The organism is Echinicola pacifica DSM 19836, assembly GCF_000373245.1.
In the GTDB taxonomy this organism is placed as follows: Bacteria; Bacteroidota; Bacteroidia; order Cytophagales; family Cyclobacteriaceae; genus Echinicola; species Echinicola pacifica.
Genome location: NZ_KB890740.1, coordinates 65061 through 83011 on the forward strand (window position 1 = coordinate 65061; position 17951 = coordinate 83011).

10 protein-coding genes are annotated in these 17951 nt (G+C 44.9%); 6 read left to right on the forward strand and 4 right to left on the reverse strand.

The features are described 5' to 3' along the window. Nucleotides 1-260: 260 nt before the first annotated feature. The 3 genes from B050_RS0109000 to B050_RS0109015 all read left to right on the forward strand — a co-directional run bounded on the left by B050_RS0109000 (nucleotide 261) and on the right by B050_RS0109015 (nucleotide 4316). Nucleotides 261-1250 (forward strand): NAD(P)H-quinone oxidoreductase, encoded by a 990-nt coding sequence (locus tag B050_RS0109000; RefSeq protein ID WP_018473585.1) that lies wholly within the window; start codon nucleotides 261-263, stop codon nucleotides 1248-1250. Nucleotides 1251-1401: 151 nt separating this feature from the next. Next, nucleotides 1402-2811 carry an amidohydrolase family protein gene (locus tag B050_RS0109005; protein ID WP_018473586.1) on the forward strand — a complete coding sequence of 470 codons (1410 nt, stop codon included), beginning with the start codon at nucleotides 1402-1404 and terminating at the stop codon, nucleotides 2809-2811. Nucleotides 2812-3296: 485 nt separating this feature from the next. Next, the gene (locus B050_RS0109015) at nucleotides 3297-4316 is read left to right on the forward strand and encodes a pirin family protein (RefSeq protein WP_018473588.1); all 1020 of its coding nucleotides are present in this window, start codon (nucleotides 3297-3299) and stop codon (nucleotides 4314-4316) included. A gap of 41 nt (nucleotides 4317-4357) precedes the next feature. Here the strand turns inward: B050_RS0109015 and B050_RS0109020 are convergent, their stop codons facing one another. Both B050_RS0109020 and B050_RS0109025 read right to left on the reverse strand, forming a co-directional pair. After that, entirely contained in the window at nucleotides 4358-5458 is a 1101-nt protein-coding gene (locus B050_RS0109020; protein ID WP_018473589.1) for a glycerate kinase family protein, read from the reverse strand. Next, nucleotides 5455-6807: an alanine/glycine:cation symporter family protein gene (locus B050_RS0109025; protein ID WP_018473590.1), complete on the reverse strand. Its 1353-nt coding sequence runs from the start codon at nucleotides 6805-6807 to the stop codon at nucleotides 5455-5457. The genes B050_RS0109020 and B050_RS0109025 overlap by 4 nt, the downstream gene beginning before the upstream one ends. 359 nt (nucleotides 6808-7166) lie before the next feature. Between B050_RS0109025 and proB the strand changes: the two genes are divergently transcribed. Continuing rightward, complete coding sequence (gene proB / locus B050_RS0109035) at nucleotides 7167-8252, forward strand: glutamate 5-kinase (RefSeq protein ID WP_018473592.1); 1086 nt, start codon at nucleotides 7167-7169, stop codon at nucleotides 8250-8252. A gap of 122 nt (nucleotides 8253-8374) precedes the next feature. Here the strand turns inward: proB and pgi are convergent, their stop codons facing one another. Then, nucleotides 8375-10024 carry a glucose-6-phosphate isomerase gene (pgi, locus tag B050_RS0109040; protein ID WP_018473593.1) on the reverse strand — a complete coding sequence of 550 codons (1650 nt, stop codon included), beginning with the start codon at nucleotides 10022-10024 and terminating at the stop codon, nucleotides 8375-8377. A gap of 608 nt (nucleotides 10025-10632) precedes the next feature. Here pgi and B050_RS0109050 point away from each other — a divergent pair. After that, complete coding sequence (locus B050_RS0109050; protein ID WP_018473595.1) at nucleotides 10633-13497, forward strand: TIM-barrel domain-containing protein; 2865 nt, start codon at nucleotides 10633-10635, stop codon at nucleotides 13495-13497. 129 nt (nucleotides 13498-13626) lie between these two features. Here the strand turns inward: B050_RS0109050 and acnA are convergent, their stop codons facing one another. Then, nucleotides 13627-16404: an aconitate hydratase AcnA gene (acnA, locus tag B050_RS0109055; protein WP_018473596.1), complete on the reverse strand. Its 2778-nt coding sequence runs from the start codon at nucleotides 16402-16404 to the stop codon at nucleotides 13627-13629. 165 nt (nucleotides 16405-16569) lie between these two features. Between acnA and B050_RS0109060 the strand changes: the two genes are divergently transcribed. After that, nucleotides 16570-17616: an endonuclease/exonuclease/phosphatase family protein gene (locus B050_RS0109060; protein WP_026235758.1), complete on the forward strand. Its 1047-nt coding sequence runs from the start codon at nucleotides 16570-16572 to the stop codon at nucleotides 17614-17616. Nucleotides 17617-17951: the final 335 nt, after the last annotated feature.

Sequence of the window (17951 nt, forward strand, 5' to 3'; positions counted from 1 at the left end):
CTTGAAAATCAGCAGTTTCTGGAATTTTTTAACTTTTTGCAATCGTTTGCAGACGATTTTGGTGATTTTCACCTCCAAAAGGTAGGTATTAAGGGAATTTAGGCAGAAAATTAGATTTATTACCTACATAGCAGATCCTACCAAACCGACTCTCCTCCCCTGATAATTTTAAGGATCACCAATCAGAATTAGTACCGACTTTTATCTTCTTAGGCATGGCTCTTGTATATTTACCAGGATCAATTTTTAACCTGTCCACTATGAAAGCTGTAATTATCACAGAAGCCGGGAATCCCGATGTACTAGAAGTTCACGACCGCCCCATCCCCAAACCTAAAGCAGGGGAGGTACTTATAAAAGTCGCCGCTGCAGGCGTCAATAGACCCGATATTGCGCAGCGACAAGGTCTATACCCTGCCCCGGCGGATGCTCCCGCCGATATTCCGGGTCTGGAAGTCTCAGGGACCATCAGCGCCTTGGGAGCTGAGGTGAGGCAGTTTGAACTAGGAGACGAGGTCTGCGCGCTTATTTCTGGCGGCGGATATGCCGAATACGTATGCGCCCCAAGCTCCCAATGCCTCATTATCCCCGAAGGAGTGTCCCTCATAGAAGCCGCCTCCCTTCCCGAAACCTTCTTTACCGTATGGAATAATGTCTTCGATATCGGCCAGTTCGGAAAAGGAGAGACCGTATTGGTTCATGGAGGCACCAGCGGCATAGGCGTGGCCGCCATTCAGATGATCAATGCCCTAGGTGGTAAGGTAATCATCACCGCTGGCACCGATGAGAAATGCGATTTCTGCACCGCTTTGGGTGCCAAACTGGCGATCAACTATAATCAATACGACTTTGAGAATACCATCAAGGAATTTACAGATAAAAAAGGGGTCGATATTATTCTGGATATGGTCGGTGGCGACTATACCGCCAAAAATGTCCGGATTCTTAGGGATTTTGGTCGTCTGGTAAATATCAATGCCATGAAGGGCAAAAATGCAGAGGTAGACCTATGGAAGATCATGGCCAAAAGACTTACCATCACCGGATCCACCTTACGAAGCCAGTCCATCGCCTATAAAGCGAAAATTGCTCGCAGCCTGCAATCAGAAATATGGCCACACTTTCCAGAGAAAATTAGACCCATCATCCACCAATCATTTCCACTATCCCAGGCCGCAGAGGCTCACCATCTGATGGAAAGTTCTACTCATATTGGCAAAATTCTATTAATCAATTCAGTAGAGGTATGATCATAATGATGGAATTACGGCCAAGGATTGACCCTTAGTCAAATATTTTGTTCGAAAATAAACGACTATCCGTTCTATCTAAGAATCAAGCTATTTGCACTAAAAAAACAATTCATAACTAGTATATTTAACTTTTCCCTAAAGATAGCCTATGAAAACTTTTGCCTCCCTTTTGCTAATAATAGTGATGCCGTTTTTCGCTAGTTCATGTAATCAGTCCAGCCAAAAAACCAGCACGATCCCAATCACCACCAAGGTCATCACTCATGTAAACATCATTGATGTGCGGGATGGCAGCATTAGCCGTGGGCATGTGGTGATAGACTCAGGGCGAATACAGCAGATATTGAGGGAGTCTGAGGATGAGAGCGAGGTGATCCAGGAAGCAGAAATAATCAATGGCGAAGGTAAATTCTTGCTGCCAGGGATAGCGGAGATGCATGCTCACCTTCCTTCAGTAATATGGAATGACCCTCAGATGGAGGAAATCTTATTTTTGTACCTATCCAATGGCATCACCACAGTACGAGGTATGCTGGGACACCCTCTCCACCTGGAGCTGCGGGAAAAAGTGAAGCAGGGCGAGATGCTCGGACCTAGAATTTACACCTCCAGCCCCTCTCTCAATGGAAATACGGTGACCACCCCTGAGGAAGCGATCGAGCAGGTCAAGGCTTACCAAAAAGAAGGCTATGACTTCCTCAAGCTTCATCCAGGACTTAGACTGCATGTATTTGACCAGATCGTCACCACGGCCAATGAGGTCAATATCCCCTTTGCCGGACATGTGTCCACACTGGTGGGTATACGTCATGCCTTACACAGTAAATATGCTAGCATTGACCATATGGATGGCTTTCTGGAAGGCTTAGTTCCCGAAAAGGAGGAGGTAAACTCCAGCCAGAATGGCTTCTTTGGATATAACTTCACCATGAAAGCGGACACCAGCCTACTCCCAGATCTGGTCGCTTTGAGTAAGGAAAATGAGGTCTGGGTGGTCCCCACCCAAAGTCTCTTTACCCGTTGGTTTTCCCCATCCTCAGCAGAATCTCTCGCCAGAGAGCCTGAGATGAAATACATAGCACCGGAGCTCATAGAAAATTGGGTTACTAATAAGCGGAATTTGGTGGGCAATGAAACCTATAAGCCCAGCCAGTGGGAGCAATTTATAGAACTGCGCAAAAAGATCCTTCTTCAGCTACAAAAGAATGGCTACGGCCTGCTGCTGGGCTCAGATGCTCCTCAGGTTTTCAACGTACCGGGATTCTCCATCCAACATGAGATGCAGGCCATGGCCGCCGCAGGCCTGAGCCCCTTGGAAATCCTTCAAACCGGCACCTTAAACCCAGCTAAATTCTTTGATGCTGAAAATGAATTTGGAGAAATAAAAGTTGGAGCCAGCGCTGACCTTATTTTATTGAACCAAAACCCGCTGGACAATATTAAAAATATGGAGCAGCCTGAAGGAGTTATGGTCAAAGGAGAATGGCTTAGCCGCCAGGAAATTGACAGACGACTGAAAGAAATCGACAATCGATACGATGAAGCCAAAATTCAGTAAAGTCAAAAATATCTCATTAATATTGGTTTACCGAGGCCATTTAGTCTCTTAAATCAAAAATCTCTCTCTATTAAGGTGGGTTCAGGCCTGGTAACTTGGCTTAAGCTCACCTTGCTTACTCCGTAAATAAGGTTTGCCATAGGAAGCTATTTTTTTGATGGGCCTTACAGGCCAAAGTTGAGGATCGATCACGAAGGTAATTAATACCTCCATATCGAGCTAATACACCCGATAATACTCCCAAAAAGAGTGAATGTCCTTATCCGATATCTAGGAAAACAAAGAAGGATTAGATCATGGGCATATCCCTTTTAGATCATCATAATAATAGGTAGGGCTAAACTTTTTTTGGTTCGAAATGAAACCTTTTTATAATATTGTATGTATATACATTAAATTCACATACATTTAACCAAAGCATTACAAAGGCCAAGCGGTTTGGGGTTTGTGATGAAGCGGACACATAAAAGTCTTAGGAGGACAAGATGAAAGACACAGCAGTAAAAAAAATCAGACAGTTGGGATTTCAGTGGCAAACTCAGGATCCCTTTCTATTTTGCGCATATCATAAGGACGATTTCCCTGCGGGAACGGCAGAACTGGGGCCCAATGCCTCATTGGCAGGTCGAGCTATTGGGCAAGACTTCACCTTAAAAGACGGCTGGAGGATGTATCATGGGTCTAAGGTCCCGGGATTTCCAGCTCACCCTCATAAGGGCTTCGAAACGGTCACCTTGGTAGAAGAAGGGTTTGCGGATCACGCTGATTCTTTGGGAGCGGCAGGTCGATTTGGCAAAGGTGATGCGCAGTGGATGACTGCGGGCAAGGGAGTGATGCATAGTGAGATGTTTCCTTTGTTAAACCAACAGGAGCGAAATCCATTATTGCTCTTCCAGCTTTGGCTAAACCTTCCAAAAGCCAATAAGAATGTGCCGGCACACTTCAAAATGCTATGGTCAGAGGACATTCCTATTTATAGCTATTCAGATGAGAAGGGTAATAAAACAGCGATAAAAGTCATCGCTGGACAGTATGCGGATGCGAAAGCACCTGCTCCTAATCCTGACTCCTGGGCGGCAGACCCTACTAATGAGGTGGCTATATGGACCATCAAGATGGAAGCCAATGCCACCTGGACTCTTCCTGCGACCGGTGAAGGGATCAATAGAACCTTGTATTTCTATAATGGATCTCAACTTACCACTGAGGGATTTGAAATACCTGAGGGGCATTCACTGGACTTATGGTCTGAGAAGGAAATCCAATTTCAGAATGGAGATCAGCCTGCAGAACTATTATTCTTACAAGGTAAGCCTATCGCTGAGCCAGTGGTGCAGCACGGGCCGTTTGTAATGAATACCAAGCAGGAAATCAATGAAGCGATGCAGGAGTTTCAGAAAACTCAGTTTGGCGGTTGGCCTTGGGAAACTTATGAGTCCACCCATGCCAAAGAAAAAGGGCGTTTTGCTCTCCATGCAGATGGTCGAGAAGAAGTAAAAGGTTGATATTCAAGCTCCCTGGCCTAGGCTGGGGAGTTTTTTTATTATTATGTGCCAAGATCAAAAAACTCACGAAGTGCCATTTTTAAGTTATACGCCGCTTCATCCTCCCTATCCAGTTGATCAGACTCCAGGTCAGGCAAGGAAATCACTTGATCAAAACCCGCCTGAATCCCCTCTTCCTTTGATCCTCCACTGATCAAAATTGATTTCTTTCCATATTTTTTGGCCAATAGCAAAAGCTGGTGACTGGCCTTTCCTGCCGCCGACTGCCGGTCAAATCTTCCCTCACCCGTCAACACCAGGTCCGCCTGCTGAATAAGGGTTTCCATCTGTGTCTGTTTAAAGAAATAATCTGAACCCATCTCAATTGTGGTAGGAAAAAATGCACTCAAGCCTAAGGCAATACCTCCTGCAGCCCCAAAACCCTGCCTATCATATAAGGTAGGACTTTTTTGTTTCAATAAGTTAAATACCCGCTCTGCTGCTATCTCATGATCTCGTAATGCTTCGCCATGCAATCCCTTCTGCGGGCCAAAAACAGGAATTGCTCCTTTGGAGCCAAAAAAAATGGAATTGACATCACATAAGCAGGTAAACTGCAGCTTATACTTCTTGATGGGTCGCTGGATGAAAGCTACTTTCTGCAAAAAACCAGGGCTGTAAACAGGGATTTCCCTGCCCTTCTTATCCAAAAATAAATACCCTAAAGCGCGCAAAATTCCCGTCCCCAAATCCACCGTGGCACTGCCTCCGAGGCCAAGAACCACCTTACTCACCCCCCTACTAATCGCTTTCTGGATCTGCAATCCAGTGCCATAAGAGCTGGTCCAGGAGGCGTTTACCTGAAAATCCGGTAAGCCCGCGACACCACTCAGGTCACTGATATCGATATAGGCAGTGTCCTCCTGGTGGTTTAGATAGATCATTCCCTTGCTCACCTTCCCTATGGCATTAAGGCCATGAGCAGGGAGTTCCTGCAGATTCATCACTTTTGCTAATAAGCTGGAAGTGCCATCGCCCCCATCTGCCACGGGCATTTTGGTGGCTTGGATACCTGAGGGAAGGCATCCTGCTATCAGGTCAGCTACTTGAGTGGCAGACAATGTTCCCTTAAAAGCATTTGGTGCCAGCAGCCATTTCATCATTCCATATTTTTCATTCTTTCGAAGTAATCCTTGGTGGCGGCCTTGACTTTTGGAGCCAGGTAGATAGCTGAAATCATGGTAGGAAAGGCCATAATCGCATACATTCCATCCACAAAACTCATCACCACGGTAAGGGAAGCCACGGCTCCAGCCACGATGGTGATCAGGTAGAAATAATTATAATAATCCGCCTTATCCGCCCCAAAAAGGTAATTGAAGCATTTGTGACCATAATAACTATAGGTAAACATGGTGGAAAGGGCAAAAACCATCACCGCGGCCATCAGGAAGTACTTCCCTAAACCTGGAATGCCAATTTCGAAGGCCGACAAGGTCATCAGCACCCCGTCTTTCTCGCCTGATTGCCACACCCCGGTCACCATGATGGTCAGCGCGGTCAGGGTACAGACGATGATCGTATCGACAAAGGGCCCCAGCATTGCGATCAGCCCTTCGCGGATCGGCTCCTCATTTTTGGAGGCTCCATGCACCATGGGAGCGGTACCTATACCGGCCTCATTACTAAATGCAGCCCGCCTAGCACCCATAATAATCACACTGCCAACAGCCCCACCCATGGCCGCCTGGCCAGTGAAGGCATCTTCAATGATAAAACTAAGAGAAGGTAAAATCTCAGTGCTGTTTTTGAATAAAATAATAAGCACACTAATAAAGTATAAGGAAACCATAAATGGCACCAGCCTGGACGCTACCAATGCTATTCTCTTGATTCCTCCCAAAATCACCACTGCCACCATAAGCATCATGGTGATCCCAAGTGCCCAGCGGGTCGGCGCACCATAGTCTAAGCCTATTGGTTTCAATAGGACGATCCGCACAACGTCCGTCAACTGGTTGGCTTGAAATATCGCTAGCAGCCCCATGATGCCTGCTGAACAGAAAATAATGGACAAAAAACGAAATTTAACGCCCATTCCCTCCTCAATCACATACATGGGACCACCTTGAATATGGCCAGAACTGTCCTTGCCCCGGTACATAATGGCCAGGCTACAGGTGAAAAACTTAGTGGCCATACCTACAAATGCAGAAACCCACATCCAAAAGATAGCGCCAGGGCCTCCCATACCTATCGCCAAGGCCACACCGCTAATATTACCCAAGCCCACCGTGGCGGCAATGGCAGAGGTCAGCGCCTGAAATGAGGTGATATCCCCACTGGCATTTGGATCGTCGTACTTTCCTCCCACCACCTTCATGGCATGAATAAAACCTCGAAAAGGAATTAGTCCGGAATAAAAAAACAAGCCCGTTCCCCCTCCTAATAACAATACCAGCAGCGGCCAGCCCCATATCCAATTACTAAAATCGATAATCAATTCTCCCATATTCCTTTTAAACTATAATAGCAGTGCTATCCTGATGTCTTTACTGATGTCAAGATGGAATAATACCACCATTTTTACAGATATGCAATGATAAAGCTGCTAAAACCACTTTTTTCTTGCCAGTTTATTCCCTTCTGAAGACCTTATTTGTTCGTCCAATAGAAATTAGCCTCCTTTATAGTGGCTGTAGGGAATCAGACTAGCGCTTTTAGGAAGGAGGTACTTTAATCGCTTCGTCAGCTCTCCGGAGGAATAGCTTTTGAGATTAATTCCCTTGCCCAAAAAATATTTTATGGAAGCTCCTATACACAAAATGACACAATACTTCTTATTTTTGAATTCTTTTAGGAATTGCATTTATGAAAGATAATAAAGATCAAATCTTAGTAATAAAAATTGGATCGAATGTCCTGACCCAGCCCGATGGAAGTCCGGATGTGGATAGGATGAAGTCGCTTACCAATCAAATGGCGATGGCCAAAAATAGTGGCAAACAAGTGGTGCTGATCAGTTCTGGAGCAGTGGCATTTGGTAGGAAATCCACGATATTGGATGAAAAAACCGACCCGGTGGTGCAGAAACAAATTCTTGCTGCGGTGGGTCAGGTGGAGCTTATCAACCATTATAAGCAGATGTTTTGGCAGCAAGGTATCAAAATGGCCCAGATTATGGTCACCAAGAGTGATTTCAGAGACCGAAAGCATTTCCTGAATATCAAAGGCTGCTTAGCTGGACTCCTAAAAAATGGTATTGTCCCAATCATCAATGAAAATGACACAGTCTCCGTATCCGAACTGATGTTTACCGATAATGATGAGCTGGCAGGGCTGGTGGCAGCTATGCTAAGTGCCGAGCAATTGTTGATCTTAAGTAATGTGGATGGTATTTTTAGGGGACATCCCAATGATCCTGATTCTGAACTCATAGAGAAGGTGGACGCCAATACCCCTTCCATGGCCAGCTATATCTCCTCCTCCAAAAGTTCTTTTGGTAGAGGGGGAATGCTTACCAAGATGAATATGGCCAAAAAGACGGCTGACTTGGGAATAGGAGTGTCGATCGCCAATGGCAAGAAAGAGGACGTCATCCCTGCTTTCATCGATGGGAGCCTTAGATGCACTTATTTTGAGCCATCCAGTCCTAAGCAGAGCACCAAAAAATGGCTGGCTCACGCCGACCAATCCTCCAAAGGGGAACTGGTCATCAATGCTGGAGCAGAAAAAGCACTCTTATCTCATAAAATCACCTCCCTCCTTCCCATCGGTGTGCTGGAGGTCAGGGGGGATTTTTCCAAAGGTGAAATCATACGGATCGTAACTGAAAGTGGAAAGAAAATTGGCTTAGGAAAAGCCGCTTTTGGCTCCAAAGTAGCCTTCGAAAAAATCGGCCTTTCTAATCAAAAGCCTATCATCCATTATGATTATTTATACATCCATCATTCATAATAAACTATTAATCAATAAATTGACTTTAATTTAATGCGATTAAACAAAAGTCAATATTTAATATTAAAAAAGCCCAGATGGATAGTCTGGGCTTTTTGATTTTATTTTTTCAGGTTAAAACCTTAGCCTTTTCTCATGGCTTTATAGCTATTGATAAGGCCATTGGTAGAGGCATCATGAGTACTTACTTTATCATCACCAGAGAGTTCTGGAAGGATATTTTTGGCAAGCACCTTGCCTAATTCCACTCCCCACTGGTCAAAGCTAAAGATATTCCAAATGGCACCTTGAGTGAAAATTTTATGCTCGTACATTGCCAATAAGGCTCCTAATGTAAAAGGATCGACCTTCTTCACGAGGATGGAATTGGTAGGACGATTGCCTTCAAACACTTTATGAGGGGCCAATTTCTCTATCTCAGCCTCAGATTTCCCGGCTTTGGCAAGTTCAGCTTTTACCTCATCCAAAGATTTTCCGTTCATCAATGCTTCTGTTTGGGCAAAGAAATTAGACATCAGGATTGGGTGGTGATCTCCTACAGGATTATGGGAAATAGCTGGCGCAATGAAGTCACAAGGGATAAGATGAGTTCCTTGGTGAATCAATTGGTAAAAAGCATGCTGGCCATTTGTTCCTGGCTCGCCCCAGATGATTGGACCAGTGGAATAGTCCACCTTCTCACCATTTCGAGATACATATTTTCCATTACTCTCCATATTTCCTTGTTGGAAATAAGCGGCAAAACGGTGCATATACTGATCATAAGGAAGAATGGCCTCGGAGGTGGCCCCAAGGAAATTGGTATTCCAAAGACCGATAAGAGCAAGGATCACCGGAATATTGGAATCAAAGTCAACGGATTGGAAGTGCTTGTCCATGGCATGAGCTCCCTCAAGGAGTTTCTCATAATTGTCAAAACCGATGGTACAGGCAATAGGAAGGCCAATGGCAGACCATAAGGAGTATCTTCCACCAACCCAATCCCAAAATGCAAACATATTTTTGGTGTCAATACCGAAGGCCGACACCGCTTCTGAATTGGTAGATAGAGCCACAAAATGCTTGGCAATTGCCGCTTCATCTTTGGCATGCTCCAGAAACCATGATCTGGCCGAATGGGCATTAGTCATCGTCTCCTGAGTAGTGAAAGTCTTGGAGGCAATAAAAAACAAAGTGGTCTCAGGATCCACCTTCTTCAGCGTCTCTGCGATATGAGTTCCATCCACATTGGACACAAAAAAGATCTCAAGGTTTTCATTTTGGTAGGACTTCAGCGCCTCAGTTACCATTACTGGCCCCAGGTCACTTCCTCCGATACCAATATTAACCATAGATTTTATAGGCTTGCCCGTATATCCTTTCCAGTCTCCTGCGTTTATCTTATCGGAAAATTCCTTCATCTGAGCCAATACAGCATTCACATCCGGCATCACATCTTTCCCCTCCACTTTCACTGGGGTATTGCTGCGGTTCCTTAGAGCGGTGTGCAGTACGGCACGATCCTCGGTCTGATTGATATGCTCACCAGAAAACATCGAATCGATAGCTTCCTTCAAGTCCGTCTCAGTAGCCAGTTCAAAAAGAGTCTGGATCACCTCGTCATCCACTCTGTTTTTGGAGTAATCCACCAAAATATCTTCAAAGCGTGCAGAGTATTTATCAAATCTCAATTTGTCTTCAAAAAGTGCCTTAATCGTCTGATCCTTCTTTTTCTCAGCAAGTCTTAAGAGTTTCTTCCAGGCGTCCGTCTGTGTTGGATTGGTGTTTTTCATATTGTTTGTTTGGTTTATTAGGCCTTATACAGGCTTGTACCTTATCTATTAGGTGGGTTAAAAGACTTTTTGTAATGGTATAAATGGTTCAATAGAGCAAAAATAAGATTTAAATTGGCTCTTTAAAACGAATTGTGAAGGGATTGGATGAACTTTATGTTATTATCCTAAATTAGCCCCAATAGCCACTTTTTCAGACCGAACAATATTCTGCCCTTCTTCTTTATTAAGAACCAAATTAATACATACTGGGCCCCTACACCCCTCCTTCTTTAAGGTGATCATCAGAAGTTGGGCAACTCTATCTATAGTGGGATTATGCGGACTTAATGAACCTCAGTCAGCATCTTCACTTTATCCATATAGCCTTTTCGTCATTTATATATAAGAAATCCCGCCAATCCCTCAAGGCCTGATGATTCAAATACTTTACTATAAACCTTAGACAAGGGCATTTTTTTCCAAAAAAAGGCTTCAAAAGCAGTGTAAAAAGGCAAAATCTTAGCCTGTTAACATTTCCGTACTCCTTTATAAACATTTGACGCCTGTCCTCATGAAGAGGCTTTCCTACTTTTATCCTTCCAAATAACCAATTGATCGTTTCATCCATGAACATTAAACCTCGGCTTTATAGTCTTTTTGCGGTATTGACCTATTGGGGATGCAGCTCCCCAGCCACAGAAATGCCATTAAATAGTAATGGCATCCAAATAACTATCCCTGCTTCTGAAAATATGGAAGCGCATACCCTGCGCATAGAGGTTATTTCCGAAGATATTTTTCGCATTAGCGCCAGCCCCACCGACAGTATTCCCGAGGTACAAAGCCTCATGATTCAGGATAGTCTGCCCAAGGCTCCCTCTTGGGAAAGAAGAGAAACCAATGATTCTATAGGTCTAATCACCAGCAAAAGCCAAGCGTGGGTATCTAAAATCACGGGGGGAATTGCCTTCAAGGATGAATCAGGAAAGCTATTATTGAAGGAAACTCCAGGTGGAAAGGCCTTTCTTCCCATTACTGCTGATCAAAATCATCCGCTGTTCACCATTACCCAGCGCTTTGAGAGCCCAAGGGACGAAAGCTTATACGGGCTAGGTCAGCAGCAGACAGGCCTATTCGACTATAAGGGTTACCAGGTAGATCTCACCCAATATAATGGTGTGGTCGCCGTTCCTTTCTTGACCTCAAGTCGTGAATACAGTATATTATGGGATAACAATTCGATCACCAAGGTGGGCGATACCCGGGAGCTTTTGCCACTTTCTGAGCTCCGCTTATTTGACCAACTAGGAAAAGAGGGCTTCCTCACCGCTGTATATGCCAATAATAAGGAGCAGCCAAATCAAGGCTTAAAACAGCATGAGGGACAGATAGACTATACTTTTTTGGATGATTTGGAAAAAATCCCGGCCGACTTCAATATGGCTGATGGTGCTGTCACCTGGACGGGACAGCTAATGGCAAATCATAATGGGCTTCACCAGTTTTATCTTTCTTATTCAGGCTATATAAAAATATGGATCGACGGCCAGCTAATCCTGGATCGATGGAGAGAAAGCTGGAATCCCGGCCCGGCAGTATTCCGCCAGGAACTCCATACCGACAAGCCCTCCAGCATCAAGATGGAATGGATTCCAGAATCCACCCAATCCTTCTTTAGCATCAAGTACCTGGCGCCTAGCGCATATGACACGGAGCAGACTTATGCCTTCCAGTCCGAAGCGGGCCAAATGATGGACTATTATTTCATCCATGGCAAAAGCATCGATGAGCGTATCCATGGGTATAGGCTCCTGACGGGCAAAGCGCAGGTGATGCCTAAATGGGCCATGGGTTTTTGGCAAAGTCGAGAACGCTATCATACCCAGGCGGAGCTCCTAAATACCGTGGCGGAGTACCGAAAAAGAGGAATCCCCTTGGACAATATCGTCCAAGACTGGTCCTATTGGCCGGAAGCAGAATGGGGATCGCATGATTTTGACCCTGAGCGCTTCCCGGATCCCGCAGCTATGGTCCGGAAAGTCCATGAAGAATACCATGCCCAGCTCATGATCTCCGTATGGCCAAAATTCTATGAAGGTATCGACCACTATGAGCAGTTCGAATCCAAGGGCTGGCTATACCAGCAGAATATCAAAAATCGACAGAAAGATTGGATTGGCCAAGGCTATATCAGCACCTTTTATGATGCCTTTGCTCCTGGCGCCAGGGAATTGTTTTGGAAGCAAATCAATGATAAGCTCTACCAAAAAGGGATAGACGCTTGGTGGCTGGACGCTACAGAGCCAGACATTCACTCCAACTCCTCCATCGATCATCGCAAAACGCTCATGAGTCCCAACGCTCTAGGCACCTCCGAGGAATACTTTAATGCTTACTCCCTAGTCAATGCCAAAGGCATCTATGAAGGACAACGGAAGCAAAACAACCAAGACCGTGTCTTTATCCTCACCCGATCTGGCTTTCCTGGTATCCAGCGCTATGGCGCAGCCACCTGGAGCGGAGATATTGCGGCTAGATTTGACGAATTAGAACAGCAGATACCCGCTGGTCTTAACTTTGCCCTATCGGGACTCCCTTATTGGACCACCGATATCGGAGGATTCTTTGTGGAAAATAAATATGACCGCCCCGATCCCCAAGGGGATGATTTGGAGGAATGGCGCGAGCTCAACACACGCTGGTACCAGTATGGCACTTTCAGCCCCTTATATCGCTCCCATGGTCAATATCCTTATAGAGAGGTATTTAATATCGCTCCGGATGAGCATCCAGCCTATAAGTCCATCGTATTCTATAATAAACTAAGATACCGCCTCATGCCTTATCTTTATTCCCTGACGGGAAAAATACATCATGATGATTATACCCTGATGCGGCCTTTGATGATGGATTTTGAGGATAAAGAGGCCAAGAGTATAAAAGACCAATTTATGTTTGGGCCTTCCCTAATGATCAATCCCATATATCAATACAAGGCCCGCTCAAGAGAGGTCTTTTTCCCTGACCATACCCTCTGGTATGACCTACTCACTGGGGAGAAAATAGAAGGCGGTAAAACCATTGAAGTCGCTGCTCCCTATGACAAAATCCCAATCTACGTTAAGGCAGGAAGCATAATTCCTTTTGGCCCGGAGATCAGCTATACTTCCGAAAAACCAGCAGATCCCCTTCACCTCTGGATTTACCCTGGTCAGAACGGGAAGTTTGAACTCTATGAAGATGAAGGAATCAATTATAATTATGAGAATGGATTTTATTCGACCATAAATCTCCTCTATAATGATGCGGAGAAAACACTGGTGATCGGTGAGCGAAAAGGGGAATTTGAGGGAATGTTGAAATCAAGAACATTCATAATTACCCTCGCCAATAAAAACTCCGCTACAGCCCTGGAGCTGGATAAGGAATCGGAACAGGCAAAAATCATTAAATATGAAGGCAAAGAAATTATCATAAAGCTATCCAACTAATAATAGACACTACCACAGGAGTTAAACAGGATTCAAACTTATTAAAATTGAGTCAATTTTGGGTTTTAAGCATAGAAAAGGGCTTTATGAAGTCATAAAGCCCTTTCTAATTTTTGATTTATAGGTAGATCAGTCCTGGTTGAGGAACTGTCTCAGAACATAATGGAGAATACCACCATTCTTGAAATAGGCTACTTCCACCTCTGAATCCAGGCGGCAAATCACTTCAAAATTTACCTCCGCACCTTGATCTTTGATGGCGGTTACCTTAAGTCGCTTGAGTGGACTCAGCCCATCGCTGATGCCTGTTATAGAAATACTTTCCTTGCCATCCAGGCCTAGTGATTGGGAAGTTTGGCCCTCTGCATATTGCAGCGGCAAGACTCCCATACCGACTAAGTTGGAGCGGTGAATTCTTTCATAACTTTCCGCAATGACCGCTTTGATACCTAGCAGCGTGGTGCCCTTTGCGGCCCAATCGCGGGAAGATCCACTACCATACTCCTTGCCTGCTAGGACTATCAAAGGAGTTTTGTCCTGCTGGTATTTTTGGGAAGCATCATAAACTGACATTTCTTCACCCGAAGGAATATGCGTGGTATAGCCACCTTCCTTGCCCGTAAGTTGGTTTTTGATTCGGACATTGGCGAAAGTACCTCGAACCATCACCTCATCATTACCTCGTCTGGATCCGTAGGAGTTGAAATCCTTTCGAACCACTCCTCTACCTACCAAATACTGGCCTGCTGGTGAGGATTCGGCAAAGGCACCTGCAGGAGAAATATGATCGGTGGTGATCGAATCACCGAGTTTCAGCAAAACGCGACCATTTTGGATATCCTGGGGCTCGGGCACCTCCTCAGAAATGCCCTGGAAGAATGGCGCCTCTTTTATATAAGTAGATTCGTCCGACCATTGGTAAACCCTATCACTGGGAGCCTGGAGGTTTTTCCACTGCTCATTTCCCTCAAAAATCTCCCCATAATTTTTCTCAAAATCTCCCGGACTAAGCACTCGACCCATCACCTCAAAAATCTCATCATTGGAAGGCCAGATATCTTTTAAATATACCGGCTCCAGGTTAGGGTCAAAACCCAGCGGCTCATTATTCAGATCCACATCCACTCTGCCCGCCAGCGCATAGGCCACGACCAGCATCGGGGACATGAGGTAATTCATTTTGACCTGAGGGTGCACCCTCGCCTCAAAATTCCTGTTGCCAGAAAGCACGGAAGCCACCACAAGGTCGTTTTTCTCCACCGCTTCGGCGATATGTCTTGGCAGAGGACCCGAATTTCCGATACATGAGGTGCAGCCATATCCTACGACGTGGAAATGTAAGGCTTCCAAATCCTCCAATAATCCAGCGGATTCCAGGTAGTCGGTCACCACCTTGGAGCCGGGAGCAAGGGAGGTCTTTACCCAAGGCTTCACGTCAATACCTCTTTCACGGGCTTTTTGTGCCACCAGTCCAGCGCCGATCATCACACTCGGATTGGAAGTATTGGTACATGAGGTAATGGCGGCAATCACAATACTGCCGTCAGATAAAGCAAATTCTTCATTGTTGATCTTAACCTCCACCGTTTTGAGGCCATTTTTGGTTTTGGAGGCGATTTCTACATCTTCAGGCATCTTGCCTGGCTCTGCCAGGGGCTGCCCTCCCCCTTCGCTATACCATCTTAACTTATCTCGATCTTCCATGGCGATATACTCCCTGCCATGCACTTCCTGTAGTAACGCACCAAATTTCTCCTTGAAATTTCTTACTAGAATCTTGTCTTGAGGTCTCTTAGGACCAGAAACAGTAGGCTCCACGGTGCCCAGATCGAGTTCTACCACACTGCTATACGTGATCGCATCCTCATCTTTACGCCACAGCATATTCGCTTTGGCGTATTCTTTCACCATTTTGATTTGGTCCTTAGGTCGGTTGGTCTGGTCCATATAGTCCAGCGTGCGATCATCTATCGGGAAATAAGTCACGGTACAGCCAAACTCCGGCGACATATTGGAAATAGTGGCGCGATCGGGCACCGTAAGGGTGTCAAGGCCCGGGCCAAAGACCTCCACGAATTTTCCTACCACCCCATGATTACGCAGGAGCTCGGTGATGGTAAGTACCATATCAGTGGCGGTGGTACCTAGAGGAAGTTTACCAGTAAGTTTTAGGCCGACCACCTGAGGCATGATAAAGTAAATAGGCTGGCCAAGGATAGCGGCCTCGGCCTCGATACCTCCCACTCCCCAGCCGACTACGCCGATTCCATTGACCATAGGCGTATGGGAGTCGGTCCCCACCAGGGTATCAGGAAAGACATTGCCGTCTCTTTCGATCACCCCTTTGGCTAGGTACTCTAAGTTAACTTGATGGCATATCCCCATTCCTGGAGGGACCACGGAAAAATTGTCGAAAGACTTTTGAGCCCATTTCAGAAATTCATAGCGCTCGCCATTCCGTTCATATTCCACATCAACATTTCTCTTATAGGAATAATTAGTACCAAAATAATCTACCTGTACAGAGTGATCCACCACCAGATCGACGGGGATTAAGGGGTTGATTTTTTGGGGGTCTTTTCCTTTGCGGACAGCCTCAGCTCGAAGGGAAGCGATGTCCACTACTGCGGGCACCCCTGTAAAATCCTGCATCAGTACACGAGCGGGCTTATAGGGAATGTCCTTATCGGAAGCTTCGGGCTTCCAGCCCAAAAGGGTTTCTATATGTTCTTTTGTTATCGCAAAATTATCGTAATTGCGTAAAGCATTTTCTAAAAGTATCCGAATCGAAAAAGGAAGTTGCTTAATCTTATGACCTTGCTCTTGTAATGCCTGCAAACTCCAGAAGTTTTGGGGACCACTGGCTGTTTCTATTTTCTTCTTGATTTGATATGGATCTAAAGACATATGTAATATGGTTTTATATAGTGATAAAAATGGTTACAAAATATTAACTGTTTAAAAAACAGTATGATTCATTAATATAAGTTTTTTTGCCTTAAATTGTGTCCTGATTTACCGATTCGAAGGTCGGATCATGATCTACAGAACTTAGGAATAAATGACCTTTTCATGAAAATAGCCTTATATGCATTTTCAATATTTATGATTGTCGCAACTCTCATGCCAGTGGTGAAAAAAGACTACTGGACTTTTAGAGTTTTTGATTATCCAAGGTTCCAGAAGTTGATCTTGATATCAGCATTGATAGTAATCTGGCTGACTGAAGGTTACCAAACGCTATCACAAGTGGATTTTGGGATAGTTTTTGCCTTATTTTTGCTATGGGCATGGCTCATAAAACAGATTATCCCCTATTCTCCTTTCTACCCAAAAATGGTAATTTCTGCCAAAAAACAAGAGGAAGAATCTATAGAACTTTTGGTAGCCAATGTATATCAATACAATGATCAGTACGATAAAGCCAGGCAATTGCTGGAAAAAGAACAGTCGGATATTTTTGTATTGGTAGAAACTGACCAGCGATGGAAAGAGGAAATTGAGGTATTCAAATCGGAATATCCCTATCAGGTGGAGCTGCCAATAGACAATACCTATGGCATGCTTTTATACTCAAAGTTAGAGCTTCAAAATGTAGAGATCAACTATCTTATCAATGAAGAGGTACCTAGCATTGCGGCAGATATTACGGTGCAGGGTCAGACCGTTCGTCTGCACGCTATACACCCTACTCCCCCAGTGCCTGGAGAAAATACCCATAGCACCGAAAGGGACGCTGAAATATTGATGGTTGGTAAGCGTGTAAAAGAAGAGAATATCCCGAGCATCATTATGGGAGATCTCAATGATGTCGCTTGGAGCTATACGACAGAACTGTTTCTCAAGATCAGCGGCATGGGTGACCCTAGACGTGGTCGGGGGATGTATAATACTTTTCATGCCAAATACCCCTTTATGAGGTGGCCCTTGGATCACTTCTTTGTGAGCAGTCACTTTAGGGTCAAAAAAATCAAGGTCCATAACTCCATCGGCTCTGACCACTTTCCTATCAGTATCGCTTTAGTCATCAATCCTGCAACTCATAACGAAAAGCTGGAAGCTAGCGCAGAAGAAAAAGAAGAAGCCGAAGAAAAAATCGTTCAAGGCATCAACTTCTAAACGCCATTCAGCCAAAGGGTATTTAGGAACCGTTTTGAGCCTTCTATTTAATTGCGGTGTGATTTGTATCAAAGGATAGGTGCAGGCCTTAAAAGAGCCCAAAAACCAGTGGCTGCAAGGCCCATTCGGCATGGCTATTCAATGACATGAATAGCCCCCTAAGCTTAGCGAAGTAGAATCAACAAATCATTTGAGATCATCCCTTATGACTTTTGGCTCTATTAGGAGGGAATCAATGGTATTATCATAAATATCATCTCAATCATGCTAAAAAAAACACCAACTGAATAAAAGGCCACTTCAATCGTCCTGCATCATTACTTTGGGCCGAGTGC

Coding starts and splice junctions, on each gene's coding strand:
- B050_RS0109000 (WP_018473585.1), top strand. CDS start 261: ATGAAAGCTGTAATTATCACAGAAGCCGGGAATCCCGATGTACTAGAA.
- B050_RS0109005 (WP_018473586.1), top strand. CDS start 1,402: ATGAAAACTTTTGCCTCCCTTTTGCTAATAATAGTGATGCCGTTTTTC.
- B050_RS0109015 (WP_018473588.1), top strand. CDS start 3,297: ATGAAAGACACAGCAGTAAAAAAAATCAGACAGTTGGGATTTCAGTGG.
- B050_RS0109020 (WP_018473589.1), bottom strand. CDS start 5,458: ATGATGAAATGGCTGCTGGCACCAAATGCTTTTAAGGGAACATTGTCT.
- B050_RS0109025 (WP_018473590.1), bottom strand. CDS start 6,807: ATGGGAGAATTGATTATCGATTTTAGTAATTGGATATGGGGCTGGCCG.
- proB (WP_018473592.1), top strand. CDS start 7,167: ATGAAAGATAATAAAGATCAAATCTTAGTAATAAAAATTGGATCGAAT.
- pgi (WP_018473593.1), bottom strand. CDS start 10,024: ATGAAAAACACCAATCCAACACAGACGGACGCCTGGAAGAAACTCTTA.
- B050_RS0109050 (WP_018473595.1), top strand. CDS start 10,633: ATGAACATTAAACCTCGGCTTTATAGTCTTTTTGCGGTATTGACCTAT.
- acnA (WP_018473596.1), bottom strand. CDS start 16,404: ATGTCTTTAGATCCATATCAAATCAAGAAGAAAATAGAAACAGCCAGT.
- B050_RS0109060 (WP_026235758.1), top strand. CDS start 16,570: ATGAAAATAGCCTTATATGCATTTTCAATATTTATGATTGTCGCAACT.